General features: G+C 71.9%; 19 protein-coding genes. 6 read left to right on the forward strand and 13 right to left on the reverse strand.

The features are described 5' to 3' along the window. Positions 1-101 precede the first annotated feature (101 nt). From ACI379_RS15035 to ACI379_RS15045, 3 genes are all read left to right on the forward strand, one after another. Complete coding sequence (locus tag ACI379_RS15035; RefSeq protein WP_439792915.1) at positions 102-407, forward strand: hypothetical protein; 306 nt, start codon at positions 102-104, stop codon at positions 405-407. A gap of 137 nt (positions 408-544) precedes the next feature. Next, entirely contained in the window at positions 545-787 is a 243-nt protein-coding gene (locus ACI379_RS15040) for a helix-turn-helix domain-containing protein (RefSeq protein WP_439792916.1), read from the forward strand. After that, positions 780-2,177: a type II toxin-antitoxin system HipA family toxin gene (locus ACI379_RS15045; protein ID WP_439792917.1), complete on the forward strand. Its 1,398-nt coding sequence runs from the start codon at positions 780-782 to the stop codon at positions 2,175-2,177. The genes ACI379_RS15040 and ACI379_RS15045 overlap by 8 nt, the downstream gene beginning before the upstream one ends. A 23-nt stretch (positions 2,178-2,200) precedes the next feature. On the opposite strand, the gene ACI379_RS15050 is transcribed toward ACI379_RS15045, so the two are convergent. The 7 genes from ACI379_RS15050 to ACI379_RS15080 all read right to left on the reverse strand — a co-directional run bounded on the left by ACI379_RS15050 (position 2,201) and on the right by ACI379_RS15080 (position 12,499). Further along, positions 2,201-3,160, reverse strand: a complete 960-nt coding sequence (locus ACI379_RS15050; protein ID WP_439792919.1) for a peptidoglycan-binding domain-containing protein — start codon at positions 3,158-3,160, stop codon at positions 2,201-2,203. Positions 3,161-3,244: 84 nt separating this feature from the next. Beyond that, positions 3,245-5,626, reverse strand: a complete 2,382-nt coding sequence (locus tag ACI379_RS15055; RefSeq protein WP_439792920.1) for a BNR-4 repeat-containing protein — start codon at positions 5,624-5,626, stop codon at positions 3,245-3,247. Beyond that, the gene (gene ligD, locus ACI379_RS15060; protein WP_439792921.1) at positions 5,623-6,528 is read right to left on the reverse strand and encodes a non-homologous end-joining DNA ligase; all 906 of its coding nucleotides are present in this window, start codon (positions 6,526-6,528) and stop codon (positions 5,623-5,625) included. Before ligD (ACI379_RS15060) ends, ACI379_RS15055 begins: the two co-directional genes overlap by 4 nt. After that, positions 6,525-7,478 (reverse strand): non-homologous end-joining DNA ligase, encoded by a 954-nt coding sequence (ligD, locus tag ACI379_RS15065; protein WP_439792922.1) that lies wholly within the window; start codon positions 7,476-7,478, stop codon positions 6,525-6,527. Before ligD (ACI379_RS15065) ends, ligD (ACI379_RS15060) begins: the two co-directional genes overlap by 4 nt. Before the next feature lie 79 nt (positions 7,479-7,557). Continuing rightward, positions 7,558-9,129, reverse strand: coding sequence for an AMP-binding protein (locus ACI379_RS15070; protein ID WP_439792923.1), 1,572 nt, complete (start codon positions 9,127-9,129; stop codon positions 7,558-7,560). 115 nt (positions 9,130-9,244) lie between these two features. Further along, positions 9,245-10,810, reverse strand: a complete 1,566-nt coding sequence (locus tag ACI379_RS15075) for an AMP-binding protein (protein WP_439792924.1) — start codon at positions 10,808-10,810, stop codon at positions 9,245-9,247. Positions 10,811-10,924: 114 nt separating this feature from the next. After that, on the reverse strand, positions 10,925-12,499 hold the full coding sequence (locus tag ACI379_RS15080) for an AMP-binding protein (RefSeq protein WP_439792925.1): 1,575 nt from the start codon (positions 12,497-12,499) through the stop codon (positions 10,925-10,927). A 166-nt stretch (positions 12,500-12,665) separates the two neighbouring features. Between ACI379_RS15080 and ACI379_RS15085 the strand changes: the two genes are divergently transcribed. Then, positions 12,666-13,649, forward strand: a complete 984-nt coding sequence (locus ACI379_RS15085) for a Ku protein (RefSeq protein WP_439792926.1) — start codon at positions 12,666-12,668, stop codon at positions 13,647-13,649. 49 nt (positions 13,650-13,698) lie between these two features. Here ACI379_RS15085 and ACI379_RS15090 read toward each other — a convergent pair whose 3' ends face one another. Both ACI379_RS15090 and ACI379_RS15095 read right to left on the reverse strand, forming a co-directional pair. Further along, positions 13,699-13,992, reverse strand: a complete 294-nt coding sequence (locus ACI379_RS15090) for a YiaA/YiaB family inner membrane protein (protein ID WP_439792927.1) — start codon at positions 13,990-13,992, stop codon at positions 13,699-13,701. 95 nt (positions 13,993-14,087) lie between these two features. Then, positions 14,088-18,953 carry an NAD-glutamate dehydrogenase gene (locus ACI379_RS15095; RefSeq protein ID WP_439792928.1) on the reverse strand — a complete coding sequence of 1,622 codons (4,866 nt, stop codon included), beginning with the start codon at positions 18,951-18,953 and terminating at the stop codon, positions 14,088-14,090. 98 nt (positions 18,954-19,051) lie between these two features. On the opposite strand from ACI379_RS15095, the gene ACI379_RS15100 reads away from it, so the two are divergent. Next, positions 19,052-19,531, forward strand: coding sequence for a DUF2505 domain-containing protein (locus tag ACI379_RS15100; RefSeq protein WP_439792929.1), 480 nt, complete (start codon positions 19,052-19,054; stop codon positions 19,529-19,531). Here ACI379_RS15100 and ACI379_RS15105 read toward each other — a convergent pair. Both ACI379_RS15105 and ACI379_RS15110 read right to left on the reverse strand, forming a co-directional pair. Further along, positions 19,525-19,869, reverse strand: coding sequence for a DUF6912 family protein (locus ACI379_RS15105; RefSeq protein WP_439792931.1), 345 nt, complete (start codon positions 19,867-19,869; stop codon positions 19,525-19,527). The two genes, ACI379_RS15100 and ACI379_RS15105, sit on opposite strands and share 7 nt — an antisense overlap. Beyond that, positions 19,866-21,362 carry a WS/DGAT/MGAT family O-acyltransferase gene (locus ACI379_RS15110; protein WP_439792932.1) on the reverse strand — a complete coding sequence of 499 codons (1,497 nt, stop codon included), beginning with the start codon at positions 21,360-21,362 and terminating at the stop codon, positions 19,866-19,868. The genes ACI379_RS15105 and ACI379_RS15110 overlap by 4 nt, the downstream gene beginning before the upstream one ends. A 131-nt stretch (positions 21,363-21,493) precedes the next feature. Between ACI379_RS15110 and ACI379_RS15115 the strand changes: the two genes are divergently transcribed. Beyond that, positions 21,494-21,868, forward strand: coding sequence for a hypothetical protein (locus ACI379_RS15115; protein ID WP_439792933.1), 375 nt, complete (start codon positions 21,494-21,496; stop codon positions 21,866-21,868). Positions 21,869-21,878: 10 nt separating this feature from the next. Here ACI379_RS15115 and ACI379_RS15120 read toward each other — a convergent pair whose 3' ends face one another. Together ACI379_RS15120 and ACI379_RS15125 are read right to left on the reverse strand one after the other, a co-directional pair. Then, positions 21,879-23,135: an AAA family ATPase gene (locus tag ACI379_RS15120; RefSeq protein WP_439792934.1), complete on the reverse strand. Its 1,257-nt coding sequence runs from the start codon at positions 23,133-23,135 to the stop codon at positions 21,879-21,881. Positions 23,136-23,139: 4 nt separating this feature from the next. Then, a partial coding sequence (locus tag ACI379_RS15125; RefSeq protein ID WP_439792936.1) for a hypothetical protein occupies positions 23,140-23,692 on the reverse strand: 553 nt, incomplete at its 5' end.

A 23,692-nucleotide genomic window follows, 5' to 3' on the forward strand; every position in this document is an offset into this window, starting at 1 on the left:
GACCTGCAGATCGTCGACGAGGGCGACGGCATCCAGATCGTCGTCACCGCCACCGGCCAGCCCGTCCCCCGCGAGCAGCTCTACCCCCAGTGAGGCCATCGATGGACGAGTCCGAGACCGACGACCAGTTCGCCGCCTTCACCGGGGACCGGGCCGCTGGGAGCGCCCTGCGCTCCCACCTCGCCACGATCGCCCGCGACTTCGCCGGCTCCCCCATCGGCGAGCTCGCCGACGAGGTCCTCGCCGGCCGCCGGCCCATCCGCGACCTCGGCACCGACCCGCAGTTCGGCGTCCTCCTCACCGAGGGCATGAACGCCTACCGCGAGTACCTCGACACCCTCACCCCCGAGGAGCGCCGGGCCACCGTCGCCCAGGGCCGCGCCGACGACCAGAGTCGCGACGACTGACCGGCTGTCCACGTCCGGTCAAGCCCTCGGGGGCCATGGCTCCCACATGTCAGCCGTAGTTGACATGTGGAGACATGTCATCTGTGGTTGACATGCGCTGCAATGTCACCCACAGTTGACATTCGAGGAGGTACGCCGTGATCGCCACTGACGCACATCAGCTCGGGCTCCTGGTCAAGGACGCCCGACGATCCAACGGCATGTCTCAGGCAGACCTCGCGAGCCTCATAGGCGTCACGCGCCAGTGGGTCATCGCCTTCGAGGCGGGCTCACCCACCTCGCAGGTTGGCCTGGTGATCAAGGCACTGCAGGCTGTCGGGCTCGAGATCGACGCCGTCGAGGTCGACAAGGATCCGTTCACCGAGGTCTTCCGTGGCTGACTCCCTCGCGGTGTGGCTCGAAGGCCACCGCGCTGGTGTCCTGACTCGCGACCGCGAAGGCAACCTCGCCTTCACCTACGACGAGGGGTACCGCACTCGACGCGGGGCGACCCCGTTGTCCCTCTCGATGCCGAAGCACCGGGCCGAACATCGCGGCGACGTCGTCAGGTTCTGGTTCGACAACCTCCTCCCTGACGACGACGACGTTCGCCAGCGGTGGGCAACTGATCTCGAGCTGCCGTCGCCGAGTCCCTTCAACCTGCTGTCCGCGATGGGCGTCGACTGCGCCGGGGCGGTGCAGGTCCTGCCGATCGACGCGGACCCCGATCTTCTCGGCACCCACGAACCAGTGGACGACCGCGAGATAGAGCGACGCCTTGCGTCCCTGCGACGGGACGTGACCTCGTGGAACGCCGACGAGCACGGCGGGCGATGGTCGCTGGCGGGCGCGCAGGGGAAGTTCGCCCTCTCCCGCAGGCCAGACGGCTCGTGGGCGGCGCCCACGGGCCGCGCGGCCAGCACGCACATCTTCAAGGTGGGCGTCGTCCGGTTCGCCAACGCTGACATCGCCGAGTACGTCTCGATGCGTGCGGCCAAGCATCTCGGGCTCGACGTCGCGCCGGTCGAGATCATGCAGTTCGGGGAGCAGACCGCCCTGGTGGTGGGCCGGTACGACAGAGTTCCGACCAACGACGGGGTCCGTCGCTTCCACCAGGAGGACATCTGCCAGGCCACCGGCCGTTCACGAGAGGCGAAGTACCAAGGAGACGGCGGCCCGGGCGTGCGGCAGATCTCCGAGCTCATCTCACACCTCCACCCGCTGAGCGCCCGTCCGTCGCGCGAACTCTTCGGCCGCGCGATCGTCTACAACTGGCTCACGGCTGGTCCGGACGCGCACGCCAAGAACTACAGCCTGCTGCTGGCCGGTGACCAAGCACGCCTCGCGCCCTTGTACGACCTCACCTCAGGTCCGCTCCTCCTCCCCCCCGAGAGAGTGTTCTACAAGGCCAAGGCAGCCATGAAGATCGGTGGGGAGTACCGCTTCCGCGGGATAGGCCGCAGCAACCTCACCCGGTTCGCCGATGAGCTCCGCGTCGAGGACGACTGGATCCTGCAGGTGGCGCAGGAGTACCGGGCTGCCCTTCCAGAAGCGTTCGAGCGGGCCATCGACGAGGCCATCGGCGCCGCCGCGAGCCTGATCCCCCCGGGCACGAAGGACCGCTACATGCAGGGCATCGGCCACCTGCTCGAGCACATGTCCCGGCATGCGGGCCTCACCTCCTCCACAGCCTCACAGAAGTCATCCATGCCGCCGTCGCCGGGGGCGACACGCAACGGTGTCGACACGCCTGTCGACGCCGCCAGCGCGACGGATCCGTTCGACCTCTGACAAGGCCCACCCGCGCCGGGCCCTCAGCCTCCGTACGCGTTGACGACGCTGGTCGCCAACGTCTCCCACTTCGCGTACGCGTTGGGGCAGCAGGAGCGCTGCACCGCGTCGGCGGCCAGCGTCTTGGACTTCGACTCCCAGCCGGCGACGTCGAACAGGCCACGGTTGGACGTGTACGCCGAGACGCCGAGGAACGCCTTGGTGGCGTCGACGGGCCGGATGCAGGCGGCACCCGCCGGGCACCAGCCCATCGAGGGCCGCTGCTGGAAGAGGCCGATCGAGTCACGGTCACCGAACTGGATGTTGCACAGCTTCGACTCCTGCATCGCCGTCATCACGGCGATGATCTGGGCGTTGCGGTTACCGCCCACAGCCCTCGTCGTGGTCACGATGGTCTGGGCGTTGGCCTTCTGCGCGGTGGTCAGCGACGCGTACGTCGTGCCGCCCACCGAGTAGCACTGGGTCTGGTCGTACGTCTGGCTCGCCCCGAGCAGCTCGCGCCACGTGTTCGGTCCCACCGAGCCGTCCTCGACCAGGCCGCGGGAGCGCTGGAAGGCCTTGACCGCGGCGGTCGTCCCCGGCCCGAACTGGCCGTCCACGACGAGGTTGGCGCCGTACTTGTTGAGCTGGGTCTGCGCCGCCTTGACCGCGTTGAGGTTGGTGGAGCCCTGGGCCACGGTGACGACCAGCTTCTGCCAGGTCAGCGGCCCGGCCACCCCGTCGGCGACGAGACCGTTGGCGGCCTGGAACGACGCCAGGTTCGACCGGGTGCCCGCCCCGAACGAGCCGTCGGCGGTGGTCGCGTAGCCGCGGGCGGTGAGCAGGAACTGCAGGCTCATCGCGTTGCCGTTGCGCACCGTCGAGGCCTGGGTGACCGGCCAGGACGCGGCCGCCTGGGCGGGCGTGCCGACGCCGAGGGCCATGAGCAGGGGAAGCAGGAGCACGGCGGCTGCGAGCAGCACGCGTACAGGGGTTCGTCGCATGTTCAGTTCTCCCGAGATGGGCCCTGCACCCGAGCGGCAGGGCGTCCCAGCACCCTGCCGTGGTCCGGACCACCGTGCAAGGGGTCAGCCGCACCTGCGCACGAGCCGCACGGTGCTCGTCACCGTCCGCTCGGAACCACCCAGCGCGGCGTAACGGACCCGCACCGGCACGTCGACGGTCACCCGCTTGGCACGGGTGCGCTTGCACCGGGCGAGGCTGATCCGCCTGGCCGCCGGCCCCCGGGCCTGCACGCGGAGCTGCACCGTCGCCGCGCCCGCCGAGACGTCGTCGGTCCGCAGCGGCACCAGCGCGGAGGACCTCGCCACCCGCGGCGTCTGCAGCAGCGCGACGGAGCCCGGGCCGTCGACGCCGACGGACAACCGGGCCGACCCGTCGCGCCGCCGGGCGACCGCGCCGAACGTGACCGCCGTGCTCGGCGCCGCGCCCGTGGTGGACAGCTCGGAGACCTGCACGGCCGACGCCGAGTTGCCAGCGGTCACGAGCAGCCGTACGCCGCGCGCCCACGCCCGCTTGACCGGGTGCGTCGCGGTAGCCGCCTGCCCGCGCACCTGCCCCACGGTGATCCACCCGTTCGTGCCCAACGTCTGGATGACGAAGTCGCGGGGTCCGCGCGCTCCCCCGCCGACCACGCGGACCTGGTCGACCCAGCGGGCCTCGCCCCACACCAGCGCCAGCTCCTGGGGCCGCCCGGCGCTCGCACCGCCGTCGACGGCCGCGACGGCGTCGGCGTCGGTGACCCACTCCACGCCGTCCTGCACGCTCGTGGCGGGCCGGCCGCTCAACCAGTACGAGTCCGCTCGGCCGTCGGCGGCGAACTGCGCCGGATGGTTCGGCTGCGCCGAGCTCGCGCTCACCGTGGGGAGGCTCGGCGCGCTCCCCTCGTACGGCCTCGCGGGCGCCGCCGGGGCCGGGTCGCGCAGCGTGTGCGGCTGCGCCGAGGCGAGCCGGAAGTCGGCCACCCGGAACGCCGACGGGGCGTGCACGGGGACGCCCGCCTCCTGGTAGCCGATGCTGAGCACGCCGTCGCGCAGAACCCGGTCACGGTCGAGGACGACCTCCGAGCCGGAGTCGGTGTCGGCGCCGTCGAAGACGAGCTGCCAGTCGGTCCAGCCGGACGCGGCGCTCGCGGCCACCACCCGGCCGTCGGGCAGCGCCAGAACGGCCGTGTCGTCGGCGTCGAGGACCAGCGAGGAACGGCCGCCGCGGCCCATCGCGAACGGCACCTGGACCGAGTGCCACACGCCGTCGGCGTCTCGCCAGTGGTGCACCGGCTCGGCGTGCTCGGCCCGTTGCACGTAGTAGTCGCCGCCCAGGCAGCCACCCACCGCCGCCAGCGCGTCGGCGTCCAGCTGGCTGGTCACGACGTGGATCGCCCCCGTCGAGTCGACCGCCTGGGTCTCCTGGTTGATCATCCCCGTCTCCACCCCGATCGGGACGACCGTGGTGTCGTCCGCGGTGGTGATGACGTCGCTCGTGCCGGTGCGGCCCACCACGACGCCGGCCTGGTTGTACCAGGTCATCCCCCGGTCGGGGCTGCGCGCGTACGCGAGGTCGCGGTTGGCCGGCGCGGCGGAGCAGCGCGGGTCCTGGGCGGAGGCGTTCTCGCGCCACGTCCAGGTGATCTCGAGGTCTCCGGTGACGGGGTTCTGCGCGAAACCGTGCAGGTAGCCGTAGCGCGAGGTGCTGCTGCCGAACGGCCCGGTCCAGGTGCCCTCGGGACCGCTGAACCGGCCCAGGTACGTCCAGGTGCCGGCCGCCTTGCCGTCGTACCGGGCGAGGACCTGACCACCGCCCATGGCGCTGCCGTCGCGCCAGGTGAGCAGGAAGTCGTCGCCCACGTTCTCGAAGGCCGGGTACGTCCACCACTGGGGCGCCTGCGGGGCACCCGGGAGGTCGGCGCGCACCGCCTCGAAGGACTGCGAGGACCACGGCACCGCTCCCCCCGTGAGCCCCGGCAGGCTGCGCAGGTACCGGATCCGGGTGGTGTGCGTGGCCAGGGCGACGTGGAGCCGACCGTCCGACGGGGAGATGCCGAGGGTGATGTTGTTGTGCGAGTCGTCGGAGTAGAGGACCGCATCGAGCCGGATCGCGTCCCAGGCGCCCGACTCGCCGCCCACCCCGCCGCTGCCCGCAAGCGAGCGCCTCGCCAGCACCGCGGTCCGGTCGGCGGCGTACCAGGCCGTGTACTGGAAGCGCCCGTCGCTGACGATCGCGTGCTGCTGGTACGAGGCCACGTTGGCGGTGGTGCCGTACGACAGGTTGCCGCGCGCCGTCGGGTCGAGGACCTGGTCGCCGACACGGCTCACCGCGACCACCGCGGGCGCCCCCGGTGCCGGGGTCGCCTGTGCGGGCGCCGGGGTCGCCACCGCGGTGAGCAGACCGCCGACGAGGCCCGCCAGCGCCAGGGCGACGGTGCGTGCCCGTACGCCCACCCCACGCCTCACCACGCGAAGAGGTCCCCGTGCTCGGCGAGGCGCTCGAGCACCTGGGTGAAGGTGAACTGCTCCAGCGCGAGCTCGTCCTCCGCTCCCTCAGCGACCTCGTCCCACGTGAGCGGGGCCGCCGCGGTCGGCCGCTCGCGGCCCCGCAGGGAGTACGGCGCCAGCGTCGTCTTGGAGGCCGAGTTCTGGGACCAGTCGACGAAGATCTTGCCCGCGCGCCGCGCCTTGGTCATCGTGGCCGTCACCAGCGACGGCGCCTGCGACTGCATCGTCTCGGCGATCTCCTTGGCCAGCTCCACCGCACCCTCGGCGTCCGTGCCGCGCGGCAGCGAGGCGTACAGGTGGAGGCCCTTGCTGCCCGAGGCTACGGGGGTGGAGACCAAGCCCCGCTCGGCGAGCAGGTCGCGGGCCATCAGCGCCACCACGGCGCACTCGTGCAGCCCGGCCGGCTCGCCGGGGTCGAGGTCGATCACGATGCGGTCCGGGCGCCGCACCCGGCCGGTGCGGGAGACCTTCCACTGGTGCACGTGCAGCTCGAGTGCGGAGAGGTTGGCCAACCACGTGAGGGTGGGCAGGTCGTCGCAGACGGGGAACCGCAGCACCCCGGTGCCGGTGCCGGTCCGGCTGCCGGTCGTCCCCACCTCCACCGTCCGCACCCACGACGGCGTCCCCGCCGGTGCGTTCTTCTCGAAGAAGGACTCCCCCGCGACACCGTGCGGCCAGCGGATGCGGGTCACGGCGCGGTCGCCCAGCTGGGCGAGCAGTGCGGGCGCGACCTGCGCGTAGTACTGCAGCACCTCCGCCTTGGTGGTGCCGGTGGCCGGGTAGAGCACCTTCTCCAGGTTGGTCAGCTTGAGGGTGCGCCCCTCGACGTCGACGAACACCTCACTGCCGGTGGTACTCATGCGTCGTCCCGGAGCAGCAGGTCGGTCGGCTCGAGGTCGGTGCGGACGCCCTGGTACGACGGCTGGCGCAGCTTGTCGCCGCGCGAACGCCCCAGCGAGGCCACCTCGACGACCAGGAACGGCTCCACCCAGGTGGTGCCCTGCGCGTCCATGCGCGGCACCTCGTCGGCGAACGGGGACGAGGACAGCGTGCGCCCCGCCAGCACCTCGCTCAGCATCCGGCTCGCCGCACCACCGATCCCGCTGCCCACCCGACCGCGGTAGACGAGACCGTCGGGCGTCGGCTCCCCCACCAGCAGGGCCGCCAGCCGGTGGTCGGTCCCCTCCTGGGGGCGCCACCCGCCGACCACCACCGACGTGGTGGTGCGGTGCGCGAACTTTAGCCAGTTGGCGCTGCGGGCGCCCGGCTCGTAGCGCGAGGAGACCCGCTTGGAGACGATCCCCTCCAGCCCCTGGGCGGCGGTGGCCTGCAGCAGCATCTCGCCGTCGTCGTACGTCGGCGGCACCTGCCAGCCGTGCGAGGGGAGGTCGAGCGACTCCAGCGCCTCACGCCGCTCCTCCCACGGCCGCCCGGTCAGGTCGCGACCGTCGAGGCGGAGCAGGTCGAAGACCATGTACGTGGCGGGCACCTGCGCGGCCATCCGGGCCGCCGTCGCCCGGGAGCGCACGTGCAGACGCTGGGCGACGACCCCGAAGTTCGGCCGGCCCGCCTCGTCGAGGGCGATCACCTCGCCGTCCACCACCAGGTCGCGCGACGGGGCCAGGGACAGGACGTCGGGCCAGGTCTGCGTGACGTCGTTGCCGTTGCGGGTGGTCAGCCGCCAGGCGCCGTCGGCGCCGGACTCCCCCAGGATCCGTACGCCGTCCCACTTGACCTCGTGGGCCCACTGCCCGGCGTCGAGTCCCGACCCCGGGACGTGACGGCCCTTGGTCGCGAGCATCGGCAGCATGGGAGCCAGTCTCCTACGCGACGGTCGCCGCGGCCAAGGAACCCCCTGGAACCACGGACGGCGTCGGGGCCTCGACCCCTCAGGACTCCAGCGCGAGCAGCTCGAGGGCGCGTCGGGCCGTACCCGGGTAGTCGATCTTGCTGACCGGCGTACGGGGCACCTCGTCGACGAAGAGCATCCGCTTGGGCACCTTGTAGCCGGAGATCTGCTCCTTGGCCCACGCGGTGAGGTCGGCCTCGGAGAGCTCGGAGCCGGTACGCCGCTGGATCAGCGCGGTGACCTGCTGGCCCCAGCGCTCGTGCGGGGTGCCCACGACGGCAGCGTCGAAGACCTCGGGGTGCTTGAGCAGCACCGCCTCGACCTCCTCGGGGTAGACCTTCTCGCCGCCGGTGTTGATGCACACCGAGCCACGCCCCAGCAGGGTGATCGTGCCGTCGGCCTCGCGGCGGGCGAAGTCGCCGGGGACGACCCAGCGGCGGCCGTCGACCTCCTTGAAGGTCGCGGCGGACTTCACCGGGTCGTTGTGGTAGCCGAGCGGGATCGGGCCGGAGCGGGCCAGGAGGCCGGACTCACCGACCTGGGCGGGCTTCCACTCGGGGTCGAAGACCTCCACGTCGGGCCCGGCGGGGAAGCCGGGGGTGGTGCCCGAGCCGTCGTCGAGGCGGGTCGAGGTGGAGCCGGACTCCGAGGAGCCGAAGGCGTCGACGATCATCCGCCCCGGGAAGGCCTGCCGGATCTCGTGGCGCACGCCGTCGGTGAGCGGGGCGGCGCCGTTGGAGACGGCGACCAGCGAGCTCAGGTCCCAGCGGCCGGGGTTGGCGAGCACGGTCTCGGCCACGGGCCGGCCCATCGCGTCGCCCAGGAAGGTCAGCGAGCCGACGCCCGCGGCGTCGACGAGGTCGAGGATCGCCTCGGGGTTGAACGAACGCTCGGTGTAGTACGCCACGGTCGCGCCAGCGACGTGCGCGCCACCGAGGATCCACTGGCTGCCGCCGTGCATCATCGGCCCGCACGCCAGCATCGTCATGGTGTGCTCGTTGGCGGCGGCCTCGCTGGCCAGCTGCTCGATCGACTCCAGCGGGGCGCCGAAGCGCAGCGTGTTGAGCGCTCCGCGCAGCAGGTCCTCCTGGCGCCACACGACACCCTTGGGGCGCCCGGTGGTGCCGCCGGTGTACACGACGTAGCGGTCGTCGGAGGTGCGCTCGTTGGGCAGGCGCTCGGCGGAGGCGGCCGCCAGCGCGGCGTCGTACTCCTCACCGATCACGAGCCAGTGCTGCACGCTGTCGCCGGCGGCGCGGCGCGCCAGGTCGGCGTAGTCGGGGGCGACGATGGCCGCAACCGCGCCCGAGTCGGCGTACAGGTGCTCCAGCTCGGCCTGGAGGTACTTGTAGTTGATGTTGATCGGCACCGCGCGTGCCTTGAGCACGCCGTAGAACGCGTCCACCCACTCGATGCAGTTGTGGCTGTGCACGGCGACGTGGTCACCCGGCTCGACGCCCAGGGAGACCAGGTGGTTGGCCAGGCGCGTGGACCGCTCGTCGATCTCGGCGAACGTGTAGGTGCGCTCCATCGTGTGGATCGCGATCCGGTCGGGGACCGAGTCCGCCATCGCCTCGATCAGGTCGGCCAGGGTGAGGGGTCGCGCTGCCATGCGAGGAGGCTAACTGGAACACGTTCTCGCTCTGGGGTGCGGTCCCACTGATCGAAGTGGGCGCGGACGGGCGTACGGGTGCCAGGATCCGCCCCGGCACCCGTACGCCCGTGCGTCAGTCCTGACCGAGCAGGTTGAGCGCCGCCTTGGAGGTGGCGGCGTAGTCGACCTTGCTCACCGGCGTGCGCGGGACCTCGCCGACGAACAGGATGCGCTTGGGCACCTTGTAGTTGGAGATCTGCTCCTTGGCCCAGGCCTGCAGCTGCTCCTCGTCCAGGGTCGACCCGTCGCGACGGTGCACCAGCGCGGTCACCTGCTGGCCCCAGCGCTCGTGCGGGGTGCCGACCACGGCCGCGTCGAAGACGTCGGGGTGCTGCAGGAGCATCGCCTCGACCTCCTCCGGGTAGACCTTCTCGCCACCGGTGTTGATGCACACCGAGCCGCGGCCCAGCAGCGTGATCGTGCCGTCCTCCTCGCGGCGCGCGAAGTCGCCCGGCACCGACCAGCGCTTGCCGTCGATCTCCTTGAAGGTCGCGGCCGTCTTGACCGGGTCGTTGTAGTAGCCCGTCGGGATCGCGCCGGAACGCGCCAGCATGCCGTCGACACCCACCGGGGCCGGCTTCCAGTCGGCGTCGAAGACCTCGACGTCGGGGCCGGCCGGGAAGCCCGGCGTCGTGCCCGAGCCGTCCTCCATGCGGGTGGAGGTCGAGCCGGCCTCCGAGGAACCGTACGAGTCGACGATGAAGCGGCCCGGCAGCACGGTGCGCAGCTCGGCCCGCACGCCCTCGGTGAGGGGCGCCGCACCGTTGGAGACCGCCATCAGCGAGCTCAGGTCCCAGCGGTCGGGGTTGGCCGCGATGGTCTCGGCGACCGGACGCGCCATGGCGTCGCCCAGGAAGGTGAGGGAGACGACCTTCGCCTTCTCGGCGAGGTCGAGGAACGCCTCGGGGTGGAAGCTCTTCTGCGTGTAGAAGGCGACCTTCTGACCGGACACGTGGGCGTTGCCCAGGATCCACTGGCTGCCGCCGTGCATCATCGGGCCACCGGCCAGGAAGACCGTGCCGGCCGGGTTGGCGGCGGCCTCCTCGGCCAGCTGCTCGAGCGAGTCCAGCGAGGCGCCGTAGCGACCGGCGTTCATGGCCGCGCGCATGACGTCGACCTGGCGCCACACCACGCCCTTCGGGTAGCCGGTGGTGCCGCCGGTGTAGATGACGTAGTGGTCGTCCTCGGAGTAGCCGCCGGGGCGCTCGGTCGAGGCGGCCGCCAGGGCGGCGTCGTACTCCTCGCCCAGCTCGATCCAGTGCTGGACCGTGTCCCCGGCCGCCTCCTTGGCTGCGTCGACGTACTCCGGGGCGACGATCGCGGCGATGCTGTCGGAGTTCTTGTACAGGTACTCCAGCTCGGAGCGCAGGTACTTGAAGTTGATGTTGATCGGCACCGCGCGCGCCTTCAGCACGCCGTAGAACGCGTCGATCCACTCGATCCGGTTGTGGCTGTGCACGGCGACGTGGTCGCCGGGCTTCACGCCGAGGGAGATGAGGTGGTTCGCGAGGCGGGTGGCACGCTCGTCCAGCTGGGCGAACGTGTACGTGTCGTCGATCGTCTCGACGGCGACGCGGTCGGGAACGGTGTCGGCCAGGATCTCGATCAGGCCGGCGAGGGTGATGGGGCGCGCTGACATGTGACGCAGGCTACAGAGCGTGTGTCCACGCTCACCGCACGGGTTCTGCTGAACGGGACGCCCGTGGGCCACGGGCGTCCCGTCCTCCAGCCACCGAGCGGGGACGTACGGAGCTCAACCGGCCGCGAGGCCGAGCATCTCCTTGGCCCGCGCCGTCGAGCCGGGGTAGTCGATCTTGCTCACCGGCGTGCGGGGGACGGTCTCGACGAAGAGGAACCGCTTGGGCACCTTGTAGTTGGAGATCTGGGCGTGGGCCCACTCGGCCAGCGCCTCCTCGCTGAGCTCGACGCCCTCGCGCGACTGGATCAGCGCGGTGACCTGCTGGCCCCAGCGCTCGTGCGGGGTGCCCACGACGGCCGCGTCGAAGACGTCGGGGTGCTTGAGCAGCATCGCCTCGACCTCCTCGGGGTGCACCTTCTCGCCGCCAGTGTTGATGCACACCGAGCCGCGGCCCAGGAGCGTGATCGTGCCGTCCTCCTCGCGGCGGGCGAAGTCCCCGGGGATCGACCAGCGGACGCCGTCGACCTCCTTGAACGTGGCGGCCGTCTTGGTGGGGTCCTTGTAGTAGCCCAGCGGGATCGGCCCGCGCCGCGCGAACATCCCGTCGACGCCCACCGCCGCCGGCTTCCAGTCGGCGTCGAGCACCTCGACCTCGGGGCTGGCCGCGAACCCGGGCGTCTCCGCGGACGCCTCGCTCATGCGCATGGCCGTCGCCCCCGACTCCGAGGCGCCGTAGGTGTCCAGGATGAAGCGGCCCGGCAGCGCCTCGGCGATCTCCGCCCGGACGCCGTCCGAGAGCGGAGCGGCCCCGTTCGAGACCGCCATGAGCCCGCTGAGGTCCCACCGGTCCGGGTTGGCCAGGATCGCCTCGGCCACCGGGCGCGCCATCGCGTCACCCAGGAAGGTGAGCGAGACGACGCGCGCCTTCTCGACCAGGTCGAGGATCTTCTCGGCGTCGAAGTTCTTCTCCGTGTAGAACGAGACCGTCGCACCGGAGACGTGCCCGTTGCCCAGGATCCACTGGCTGCCGCCGTGCATCATCGGCCCGCACGCCAGCAGGACCATCGGGCTCTCCGTGGCCGCCGCCTCCTGCGCGAGCTGCTCGACGCTGTCGAAGGGCGCACCGAAGCGCGAGGCGTTCATCGCACCGCGGATCACGTCCTCCTGGCGCCACACGACGCCCTTCGGGTTGCCGGTGGTGCCGCCGGTGTAGAGGACGTAGGTGTCGTCGGAGGTTCGGTCCGTGACCAGCCGCTCCGGGGACGCGGCCGCCAGCGCGGCGTCGTACTGCTCACCGAGGACGATCCAGTGCTTCAGCCCCTCGTTGGCCGCACCGCGGGCGAGCTCCTCGTACTCGGGCGCGACGATCGCGGCGACGACGTCGGCGTTGTCGTAGATGTACTCCAGCTCGTCGTGGAGGTACTTGTAGTTGATGTTGATCGGCACCGTGCGGGCCTTGAGACAGCCGTAGAAGGCGTCCACCCACTCGATGCGGTTGTGGCTGTGCACAGCCACGTGGTCGCCGGGCTGAACGCCCAGGGAGACCAGGTGGTTGGCCAGTCGAGTCGACCGTTCGTCGAGCTCGGCGTACGAGTACGTCCGCTCCATCGTGAAGAGTGCGGGTCGCTCGGGGATCGTGTCCGCCATGACCTCGATGAGGTCGGCCAGGGTGATGGGTCGCGCTGCCATGGCCGGAGGCTACAGAACATTCCGACTGAATGTGAGCCGGATCACTCACATGCCGGACACCTGTCCAGCCTCCCGGCACGTCGCCGACCGTGACTCGACGGCCGCGCTGCGTGATACTTCCGGGACAGGAGTGAACTCCTCGCTCCCCTGCGTGGAAGGACCCGTCATGCGAGCCATCTGGAAGGGCGCCGTCTCCTTCGGCCTCGTCAACGTGCCGGTCCGGCTCTACTCCGCGACCGAGAGCCACGACGTCTCCTTCCGCCAGGTCCACGCCAAGGACGGTGGCCGGATCCGCTACCAGCGCATCTGCGCGGTCGACGGCGAGGAGGTCGCCTACGCCGACATCGCCAAGGGGTACGAGACCGAGGACGGCGAGATGGTCATCCTCACCGACGAGGACATGGCCGAGCTGCCCCTCACCTCGTCGCGCGAGATCGCCGTGGAGAAGTTCGTCCCCAGCGAGCAGATCGACCCCATGCTCTTCGAGAAGAGCTACTACCTCGAGCCCGAGAAGACCGGCGCCAAGCCGTACGCCCTGCTGCGCCAGGCCCTGCTGGACGCCGACCGCGTCGCCGTGGTGACCGTCGCCCTGCGTCAGCGGACCACCATCGCGGTGCTGCGCGTGCGCCCCACCGAGAACGGCGACGTCATCGTCCTGCAGACCATGATGTGGCCCGACGAGGTGCGCACCCCCGACTTCTCCGTCGACGGCGGCGAGGTCAAGGAGGCCGAGGTGACGATGGCCCGGATGCTGGTCGAGACGCTGGCTGGCGACTTCGACCCCGAGGAGTTCTCCGACGACTACGCAGAGGCCGTCCAGGCGCTCGTGGACGCCAAGGTCTCCGGCGGCGAGGTGCAGCGCACCGAGACCTCCACCAAGTCCTCGGCCGAGGTCATCGACCTGCTGGCCGCCCTGCAGAAGTCCGTGGCCGCCGCCAAGACGGCGCGGGGCGAGAGCGTGCCGGACGCGGCCCAGCCCGACGAGGACCAGGACGAGGCGGAGTCGTCGGCTCCCGCCAAGAAGACGACGGCGAAGAAGACCGCGGCCAAGAAGACGGCCGCGAAGAAGACGGCCAAGAAGGCCGCGAGCGCCGCCACGAAGAGCACCGCCAAGAAGACGACGAAGAAGGCCGCCCGCAAGGCGAGCTGAGCCCACCTGCGGACGGCCTCACGGCCGGCGCGCCCTGCGCAGCACCGGGTCAGACGACCGGCCGGAACGGGTCGTGCTCCGAGAGCAGCTTGTCGAGCCTGGCCTGGTCGATGCGGCTGTGGACGCTCTGGTTCTCCTGGTTGTCGCGCACCACCTTGGCCAGGGTGAACGACGAGGAGACCAGGAAGAGCGTCGTCATGCCGAGGAACCCGCGCACCCACGGGTCGATCGGCAGGAACAGCACCGCCCAGAGCATGCCGCCCAGTGCCACCGCGAACGCGATGGCGGACTGGACGAAGAAGGCGGTCGTGTTGCGGGTCTGGGCTGGGGTCTTGGTGTCCATGGCCCCAGCCTGCCCAGCGTCCCCACCGCCGCGACCGGGTGCGCGTACTCAACCGGCCTGCGCGACGGCACCCGGGTCCGGGTGGCCCCTGCGGGTCAGCCCAGCAGGGTGCGCACCACCCGCAGACCCACCGACAGCCGCGCCAGGTCGGCCTCGTCGTCGCGCCAGATCTCGTGCAGCGTCGCCGAGGCACGCGCCACCACGTCCACCTCGGCCTGCTCCCACCGCTCCACGCGGCTGGAGGCGTCCAGCCCGGCGTCGGTCGTACGCAGGACGGCCGCCGTGAGCTGCTGGTGCACGCCGTACAGGTCGTCGCGCAGCGCGGCACGCGCCATCGTCTGCCACCGGTCGTCGCGTGGCAGGGCGAAGATGCGGTCCATGAGGGCAGAGAGACCGAGCCGCTCCCCCAGCGCGAAGTGGACCTCGGCGACCTGCACCGGGGAGACGTCGTGCTCGTCGGCGGTCTCCACGATGCCCAGGGCGGCGTACCCGGGGTCGAGCACCGCGACCCGGGTGGCCAGCGCGTCGGGGACCCCCTGGTCGGTCAGCCGGCGGCGCCGGCCCTCGAACGCCTCCCGGTCACGCCCCGACAGGATCCCCGGCAGGGCGTCGAGCACCTGCTGGGCCCGCTCGGCGAAGAAGGCCACCGTCCCCGCGGCGTCCATCGGCCCGCGCCGGTGGGTGACCAGCCACCGCGAGGAGCGCTCGACGAGGGTGCGCATCTCGATGCGCATCCGGGTCTGCCGCTCGGCGGGGACCACGTTGTCGTACGACGCGATCTCGTTGCGCACCTGCTCGGCGGCGAAGATCTCGCGGGCCACGAAGTTGGCCAGGGTCAGCTCGGCCGGACCGGCCCCCGTCTCCCCGCCCAGCCGCGGCCAGAAGGTCATCCCCGCGCCGTTGACCAGGTCGTTGACGACCTGGGTCACCACGATCTCGCGGCGCAGCGGGTGCGCGTGCATCCGCTCCACGTGGGCCTCGCGCATCCGGGTCGGGAAGTACGCGAGCAGGTCGGAGGTCAGGTACGGGTCGTCTGGCAGGTCGGAGGTGAGCAGCTCCTCGGCCAGCACGATCTTGGTCCAGGCCATCAGCACGCTCAGCTCCGGCACCGTCAGACCGCTGCCCGCGTCGAGGCGGCGGCGCACCTCGCGGCGGTCCGGCAGCCCCTCCAGCTCCCGGTCGACGACACCGCGCCGCTCGAGCTCGCGCATCCAGTCCTCGTGCACGTGCAGCAGCGAGGCGCGGTGCGCGTACGCGTTGGCCAGCGCCAGGTTCTGCTCGTAGTTGTCACGCAGCACCAGCCCGGCGACCTCGTCGGTCATCTCCGCCAGCAGGGTGTTGCGCCCGGGGGTGTCCAGCGCACCCGCCTTCACCGCGTCGTCGAGGAGGATCTTGATGTTGACCTCGTGGTCGGAGGTGTCCACGCCGGCGGAGTTGTCGATGAAGTCGGTGTTTAGCCGGCCGCCCTGCCCGTCCACGCCCTCGCGGGCGTACTCGATGCGACCCAGCTGGGTGGCGCCCAGGTTGCCGCCCTCACCGACGCACCGCACCCGCAGGTCACGCCCGTCGACCCGGATCGGGTCGTTGGCCTTGTCGCCCACCTCGGCGTTGGTCTCGGTCGAGGCCTTCACGTACGTCCCGATGCCGCCGTTCCACAGCAGGTCGACCGGGGCCAGCAGGATCGCGCGGATCAGGTCCGGCGGGGTCAGTGCCACCACGTCCTCGGCCAGCCCGAGCGCCCGGCGCACCTGCTCGGAGACGGGGACCGACTTGGCCGAGCGCGACCAGACACCGCCTCCCGGCGAGATCAGGGCGGCGTCGTAGTCCTGCCAGCTCGACCGCGGCAGGTCGAAGAGGCGGCGGCGCTCCGCGTACGAGCTCGCCGCGTCGGGGTCGGGGTCGATGAAGATGTCGCGGTGGTCGAAGGCAGCCACCAGGCGCGTGTGCTCGGAGCAGAGCATGCCGTTGCCGAACACGTCGCCCGACATGTCGCCGATGCCGACCGCGGTGAAGTCCTCGCTCTGGCAGTCGACGTCCATCTCACGGAAGTGGCGCTGCACCGAGACCCAGGCGCCGCGCGCGGTGATGCCCATCCCCTTGTGGTCGTAGCCGACCGAGCCGCCGGAGGCGAAGGCGTCGCCCAGCCAGAAGCCGTACCGCTGCGCGATCGAGTTGGCCAGGTCGGAGAAGGACGCGGTGCCCTTGTCGGCGGCCACCACGAGGTAGGTGTCGTCGCCGTCGTGGCGGACCACGTCCGCCGGCGGCACCGCGACCCCGTCGACGAGGTTGTCGGTCACGTCGAGCAGGCCCGAGATGAACGTCGTGTAGCAGGCCTTGCCCTCGGTCAGCCACGCGTCACGGTCGCTGGGGTCGGGCAGCTGGCGGCAGTAGAAGCCGCCCTTGGCGCCGACCGGGACGATCACGGTGTTCTTGACCATCTGCGCCTTGACCAGCCCCAGCACCTCGGTGCGGAAGTCGTCGCGGCGGTCGCTCCAGCGCAGTCCACCACGGGCCACCGAGCCGAAGCGCAGGTGGACGCCCTCCACCCGGGGGCTGTGCACGAAGATCTCGTAGCGCGGCCGCGGGGCCGGCAGCAGGTCGATCGCCGACGGCTCCAGCTTGAGGGCGACGTAGTCGTGCGGCTGGCCGTCGGGGCGCTGGAAGTGGTTGGTCCGCAGGGTCGCCTCGATGAGCGTGACGTAGGCCCGCAGGATGCGGTCGTGGTCGAGGCTGCTGACGTCGTCCAGGGCCGCGGCCAGCTCCTCGCTGACCTGTGCGGTCCGCGCGGCCCGCGCCGGACTGTCGGCCTCCAGGCCGTGCACCGACGGGTCGAACCGCGCCTCGAACAGGTCCACCAGCCCGCGGGCGATGTCGACGTTGCCGAGCAGGGCCTCGCCGATGGAGTCGAGCGAGAACGGCGCGTTGGCCTGCATCAGGTACTTCGCGTACGCCCGCAGCACCAGGACCTGGCGCCAGCCCAGCCCGGCCGCCATCACCAGCTGGTTGAAGGCGTCGACCTCGTTGCCGCCCGTCCAGGTGGCCAGCAGCGCCTGGACGAAGTCCTCCCGCCGCTCGTCGGGGACGCCACCGGGGCGCCGGAGCCCGAACTCGTAGATCCAGCAGGACCGGTCCAGCCCGACGAGCTCGTACGGACGTTCGTCGACGACCTCCACCCCCATCGAGGCGAGCATCGGCAGCACGTGGCTCAGGGAGACGCCCGGACCGACGCGGAACACCTTGAGGCGCGCCTCGCCGCGGTGGGCACCCGTGGGCTCGAAGAGGGCCAGGTCGATCCCGTCCTCACCGGGCACCCCGTTGAGGCGCTCCATGTCGAGCACGCCGATCTCGGGGGCGAACTCCTCCTTGTAACCCTCCGGGAAGCAGTCCGCCCACGCCTTGGCCGTCTGCGGGCTCAGCTGCCCCGCGTGGCGCACGAGCGCCTGGGCCACGAAGTCGTCGCGCCACGACCGCGACGCCTCGCCGAACAGCGTCTCCAACCGCGTCACGTCGATGTCGGGGATGTGCTCACCGGCCGGCGGGTGCACGACGAAGTGGACGCTCGCGGTCACGGACTCGTCGACGCGGGCGGAGAACTCGACGTGCGCCCCGCCCAGCTCCGTACGCAGGATCTCGGCGAACCGCTCACGCACGCCGGTGTTGTAGCGGTCGCGCGGGAGGTACACCAGCACCGAGACGTAGCGGCCGTAGGTGTCGCGGCGGGCAAACACGCGCAGCTCGCGCCGGGTGCGGGCGGTCATCACCTGCATCGCGATCGGGGCCAGCTCGTCGACGCCGGTGTGCACCATCTCGTCGCGCGGGTAGTGCTCGAGGGTGTCGAGCAGTGCCTTGCCGGCGTGGCTGCGGGCCTCGAACCCGGCCTGGGCCAGCACCTGCCGCGTGCGCTCGCGCAGCAGCGGGATGCGGGTGACGGACTCCGTGTACGCGGCGCTGGAGAACAGGCCCAGGAACCGGCGCTCCCCCACCACCTCGCCCGCCTCGTCGAAGACCTTGACCCCGACGTAGTCCAGGTACGCCGAGCGGTGCACGGTCGCCCTCGAGTTGGCCTTGGCCAGCACCAGCAGCGTCTTCTCGCGGGCCTTGGCCCGCACCGCCCCGGAGAGCTTCCCGAACGAGCTCGACATGTCCTGGTCGGCGCGCAGGATGCCCAGGCCGGAGCCCGGCACGGCGCGCAGCAGGTCGTCGCCGTCCTCGTCGCGGACCAGTGCGTACTCGCGGTAGCCGAGGAAGGTGAAGTGGTCGTCGGCCAGCCACCGGAGGAACTCGCGCCCCTCCTCCACCTCGGTGGAGCTCAGCGGCAGCGGGTCGGAGCCCAGGGAGTCGACGATCTCGAGCACCCTGGCCTGCATCTTGTCCCAGTCCTCGACGGCTTCGCGTACGTCGCGCAGCACCTGGACGAGGGAGGCGGTGACCTCCGCGGCCTCCTCCTCGTCGAGCCGGTCCACCTCGACGTGCATCCACGACTCACGCACCACGTCGGCGGGGTCGGCGTCGGGTTCGCAGGCGCTGCGCAGGTCTCCGGTGACACTCCGGGTCACCTTCATCTGGGGGTGCACCACGACGTGCACGGTGTGGTCGAGACGGCGCAGGTCCATCGTCACCGAGTCGACGAGGAACGGCATGTCGTCGGTGATGACCTCCACCACCGAGCGGGCCCCGGCGCGCCAGCCGTCGGCCTCGGCGTGCGGCGTCACGACCCTGACCAGCGCCGTCCCCTGGGGGCGCTGCGCGGCCAGCTCGGCGTGCGACACCACCGCACCGAGGAGGTCCTGGCTGGTGCGGTCCTCAAGGTCCTCAGCGGGCACGTGCTTGAAGAACGCGCGCACGAGGAGGGCCAGCTGGTCGGCGGTCACCCCGGGCAGCGGGGCATGGCTCCGTGCGAGGTCCACCGCCCCCTCGAAGAGCGCGGTTCGAGCATCGGACGTCACGGAAGTCGTCGCCACGGCACGACCCTAGATCTGCACTGTGACGTGCACAACATCGGGGGTCGCCGTGCCGTCGCGGTGGCCGACCGTGAGGGTGCTGATCCATGATGATGCCCATGCGCATCTCCCAGGACCTCCGCTACGACGCCCCCCTCGAGACGGTCCGGGCCATGCTGCTCGACCCGGCCTTCCGTGAGGTGGTGCTGCAGGCCCAGAAGGTGGTGCGCTCGGACGTGGAGGTCAGCGACGACGGCGGCACCACCGTCGTACGGGTGGAGCAGACGCAGTCGACCAGCCAGGTGCCGTCCTTCGTCCGCACCCTCACCGGCGACGAGATCACGATCACGCAGGTCGAGCGGTGGACCGGCCCCGACCACGCCGAGGTGGAGTCCACCATCCCCGGGGCCCCCGGTGGCGTGAGGGGAACCAACGACCTGCTCGAGGACGGCGGTGCCACGGTGGTGCGCGTGGTCCGCGAGATCACCGTGAAGGTGCCGCTCATCGGCTCCAAGCTCGCCAAGTTCGTGGCCTCGATGCACACCAAGGCGCTCGAGAAGGAGCACGCCGCCGGTCAGGCCTGGCTCGCGGGTCAGTGACCGGCGAGGACCTCCGCCAGCTCCTGGGTGGCGTACCAGCCGAGGTCGTCGTCGGGGTCGGCGTCGTCCGCGTCGTCCAGGTGCACTGACAGCACCCGGTCGAGCGGCAACGGGTCGAGCTCGACGGCCGTGACGACCACGACGCGACGACGCAGGCCATCCCCCGCGCCCCGTACGCGCTCGGCGGAGGCGTCGGCCGCGGTCATGAGGGCGTCGTACTCGGCGTCCTCACTCTCGTCCGCCGCGACGACGACACCCGCGGGCACCGGCAGGCTGCCGACGGCCAGCGCGGCGGCCAGCTCGTGGACCGTCGACGGCAGGTAACGGCGCGCGCTCACGAGGGCGCCCCCGGCGACTTGGCGGCCTTGGCCGGCTTGGCGCGGGACCCCGACTTCGCCGCCGTCGTGCGCTTGCGCCCCCGCGGGGCCCGCTGCCGCTGGTCGCTCACGGAGTCCTTCAGCTCCTCCAAGGACTCCTCCAAGCACTGGGCCAGCACGTCGGCGTCGGGCACCGCGTCACGGTCGACGGTGATGCCGTAGAACACCCCGCCGTTGTACGAGGTGACCCCGAACGCCAACGGGTGGTCGGGCAGCAGCGGGTGGATCGGGTACGACTCGAGCATCACCGCACCGCCCGCGTACAGGGGGAACTGCGGGCCCGGCACGTTGGTCACCGAGACGTGGAACCCGCGCCTCAGCTGGGTGGCAGTGAGCCGGGACCCGAGGGCGTGGAACGTCGTGGGCGCGAACCCGGAGATGCCGGCCAGCCGGCGCGCGGAGACCGCCCGCCCGGTCTCGCTGTGGGCGCGCAGGTCGTAGCTGACCTGGTGCAGCCGCACCACCGGACTCGGCTCCCCGATGGGCAGGTGCACCACGTGCGGGGCGATCTGGGTGCCCAACGAGGTCGGTTCGAGGTCGTCGTCGATCACCGACATCGGGACCATGGCGCGCAGCGTGCGCATCCCGGCCAGCGACTCCGAACGGGTCATCAGCCAGGCGCGCAGACCGCCGGTGATCGTGGCGAGGATGACGTCGTTGACCGTGCCCCCGTGCACCCGGCGGATCCGCTTGTAGTCGTCCAGGTCGGTGCGCAGCGTCAGGAACCGGCGCTGCTCCGAGAGCCTGCCCTGCACCGGCGAGGCCTGACCCGCGGGCTTGCCGGACAGGGCGGAGAACACCTCGGCACTCCGCTGGCGCGCGCCCCCGACGGTGCGCAGCAGCGCCTCGGTGTTGGCCCGGGTCGTCGCCCACGCCGTGCGGGGGCGCTCGATCGACTCGGTCAGGGCGTCCACAGCCATCGCGATCGGCGTACGGCCGGCCCGCGGGCGCCACTCGTCGTGCCCGAGGGTGCGGGCCTGGGGGTCGGTGTCGAGCAGCACCTGACCGATGTCGACGGTCTCCCTGCCGTCGACGAGGATCTGGTGGCTCTTGGTCAGCACGGCCACGCGGCCGTCGGACAGCCCCTCGACGAAGTAGATCTCCCACAGCGGCCGGTTGCGGTCCAGGGGCCGCGAGGCGATGCGGGCCACCAGCTCGCGCAGCTGCGCCATCGTCCCCGGCCGGGGCAGCGCACTGCGGCGTACGTGGTAGCCGAGCTCGAAGTGCTCCTCGTCCATCCAGGCCGGGTTCGCGAGACGGCCCGGGACCGGCTGCAGCCGCTGGCGGTATCGCGGCACGAAGGCGATCCGGTCGTCGATGAGCCGGACCAGCGCCTCGTAGTCGAAGCCCGAGTCCTGCGGGTCGAAGATCTCGAGCGTCGCGTTGTGCATCGGCGTCGAGGCGGACTCCGTGGCCAGCAGGGTCAGGTCACGCGGCCGCAAGCGCTCGGTCATCTGCCCCGCCCTTTCGTCGATCTGCCGGTCGGCTCCCCTCGGCCTCCCGTCGCGAACTTTGCCGCACGTGCGATTCTGTCAGAGGTGCGGCCCCCGAGCGGCCGTCCGCCGCGATTCCAAGGAGCCGATCGATGCGTCACCGCCTGTTCTCCCGTGCCGTCCCCCTGGCCCTCGTGGCCGTGCTGAGCCTGGGGGCCTGCGGCTCCGAGGGCGACGACGACACGAGCGACACGTCGACCACCCAGGGTGCGACGCTGTCGCTGCGCGTCACCGAGGACGGGGTCACCCCCAACGGGGAGCTCGTCAAGGTCGGGACCGGCGAGGAGATCACCGTCGAGATCGACGCCGACGAGGCCGGCAGCTTCCACATCCACTCCACGCCCGAGCAGGAGATCGAGTTCGACGCCGGCGAGTCGACGCACACGGTGAGCTTCGACTCGCCGGGCAAGATCGAGATGGAGTCGCACGACCCGTCCCTGGTGGTCGCGATCTTCGAGGTCCGCTGACCACCGACCCTCACGCGCGCGGCCGCCGCCACTGACGGCGGCGGGCCCCCGCCGCCTCGACGGTGTCCGGGAAGACGGCGTCGACCACCTCACCGAGCCGCCGCCCCAGCGCGCAGTCGCCCAGGTCCACCAGGGCAGAGCCTGCCAGCAGCGCCCGGTCGGCGCTCGCCCTGTCGTCGGGCAGGAAGTGCAGCCCGCCGGCACGGGTGAACCCCTCGACCATCCCCGCCACGTCACGCTCGGACCAGCCCAGGCTCGGACGCATCCGGTTGACCACGACCCGGGTGGCGGTCCCCGGCGCCACCTGCTCGAGCTCGACGAGGCTGCGCGCCAGCCGGGCCAGTCCCACGGGATCAGCGGCGCCGACCACGACGACCTCGTCGGCCATCGCCAGCGCGGCCAGGGTGAGGGCGTTGCGGCCGGGGCGGCCGCCGAGGTCGCTGCCCGGGTCCTCCTCGACCGCGAACCCGGTGTCGATGACCACGTGCGAGCGCAGCGTCGCGGCGTCCACGACCTGCTCGAGGTGGGCGGGGCGGACCTCGCGCCACCGGTCGGCGCGCGGCAGCCCGGTGACCACGCCCAGGTGGGTCCCGACGGCCCGTACGGCGGCGCCCCACCGCTCCTCCAGCGCACCCGAGGCCGCCAGGCGGGAGACCTGGAGGAGGCCCGAGACCTCGTCGAGAACGCCGAGGTGCTGGGCGACCGAGCCGCCGTACGGGTCGGCGTCCACCACCAGGCAGACGGAGCCGCGCCGGGCCACCTCGGCCGCGAGGTTGGTGGCCACCGTGGTGCGGCCGGGGGCGCCGGTGGGGCCCCACACAGCGACCACCTTGTTGTGGCTGCGCCCCAACGCCGCCGCGTCCTCCGGGCCGTGCACCCCGGACGGTGCGGGGCGGACCCGGGTGTCCGCGACGTCCTCGACCGAGGTGACCGCCTGGGCCACCTCGGCGAGGGTGGTCCCGTCGAGCACGACCGCCACGTCCAGCCGGGCCGCCCGGTCACGCACGCCGGGAGCCGTCGCCGACTCCTGGGTCACCGCCACCGGGCGCACCTGGTGGCGCCGCAGGTGCTCGATGCTGGCCGGGTCGAGGCCCGGCGCCTCCAGCGACACCAGGGCGACGTCGGCCTGCCCGCTGGTGGCGGTGGCCAGCAGGTCGTCCACGTCCATGCAGCGCCGGAGCACGACCACACCCGGATGCACGTCGAGGCTGGTGAGGGCCTCCGACTCCCAGTCGGCACCGGCCGCCAGGACCAGTACGCAGATCACCGGCTCACCCCTGCGCGACGAGGCGTACGGCGTCGCCGCCGCTCGCGGCCAGCAGCACCTCGAGGGCGTCAGCGTCCGCCTCCGTCACCCCCACCACGACCTGACGCCGCCCGGTGACGGACCCGAAGGTCTCCCGCGGCGAGGGCAGGTCGAGGACGGCGACGTCGCTGAGGACCTCCTCCGCCCGGTCGCGGCGGGTGCCGGATCCCCCGACCACCCACACGTCGACCAGCGAACCGCGCACCACGTCCGTGGGCACCTGGTCGCTGGCCACCGCCAGCGACACCTGCAGCCGACCCTCGACGGCGGCGGCACCGAACGCCTCCCGCGGCACCAGCTCGCCGCTGCCGACGGCACGGGTCAGGTGCAGCTCGTCGGGAAGGGGTTCGGCGACGAGCAGGTAACGCCCCTGCTCGTCCCCGGAGAACCGCACCGCGGTGGCGACGAGGTCGTCCGGGGTGACCTGCTCGCCCGCCCAGAGGTCACGGGCCACCGCCCAGACCTGGACCGAGTCGTCGGCAGCGGCCAGCACCCGGGCGCCGGCGACCACCGACGCC

Source organism: Nocardioides sp., assembly GCF_051876515.1.
In the GTDB taxonomy this organism is placed as follows: Bacteria; Actinomycetota; Actinomycetes; order Propionibacteriales; family Nocardioidaceae; genus Nocardioides.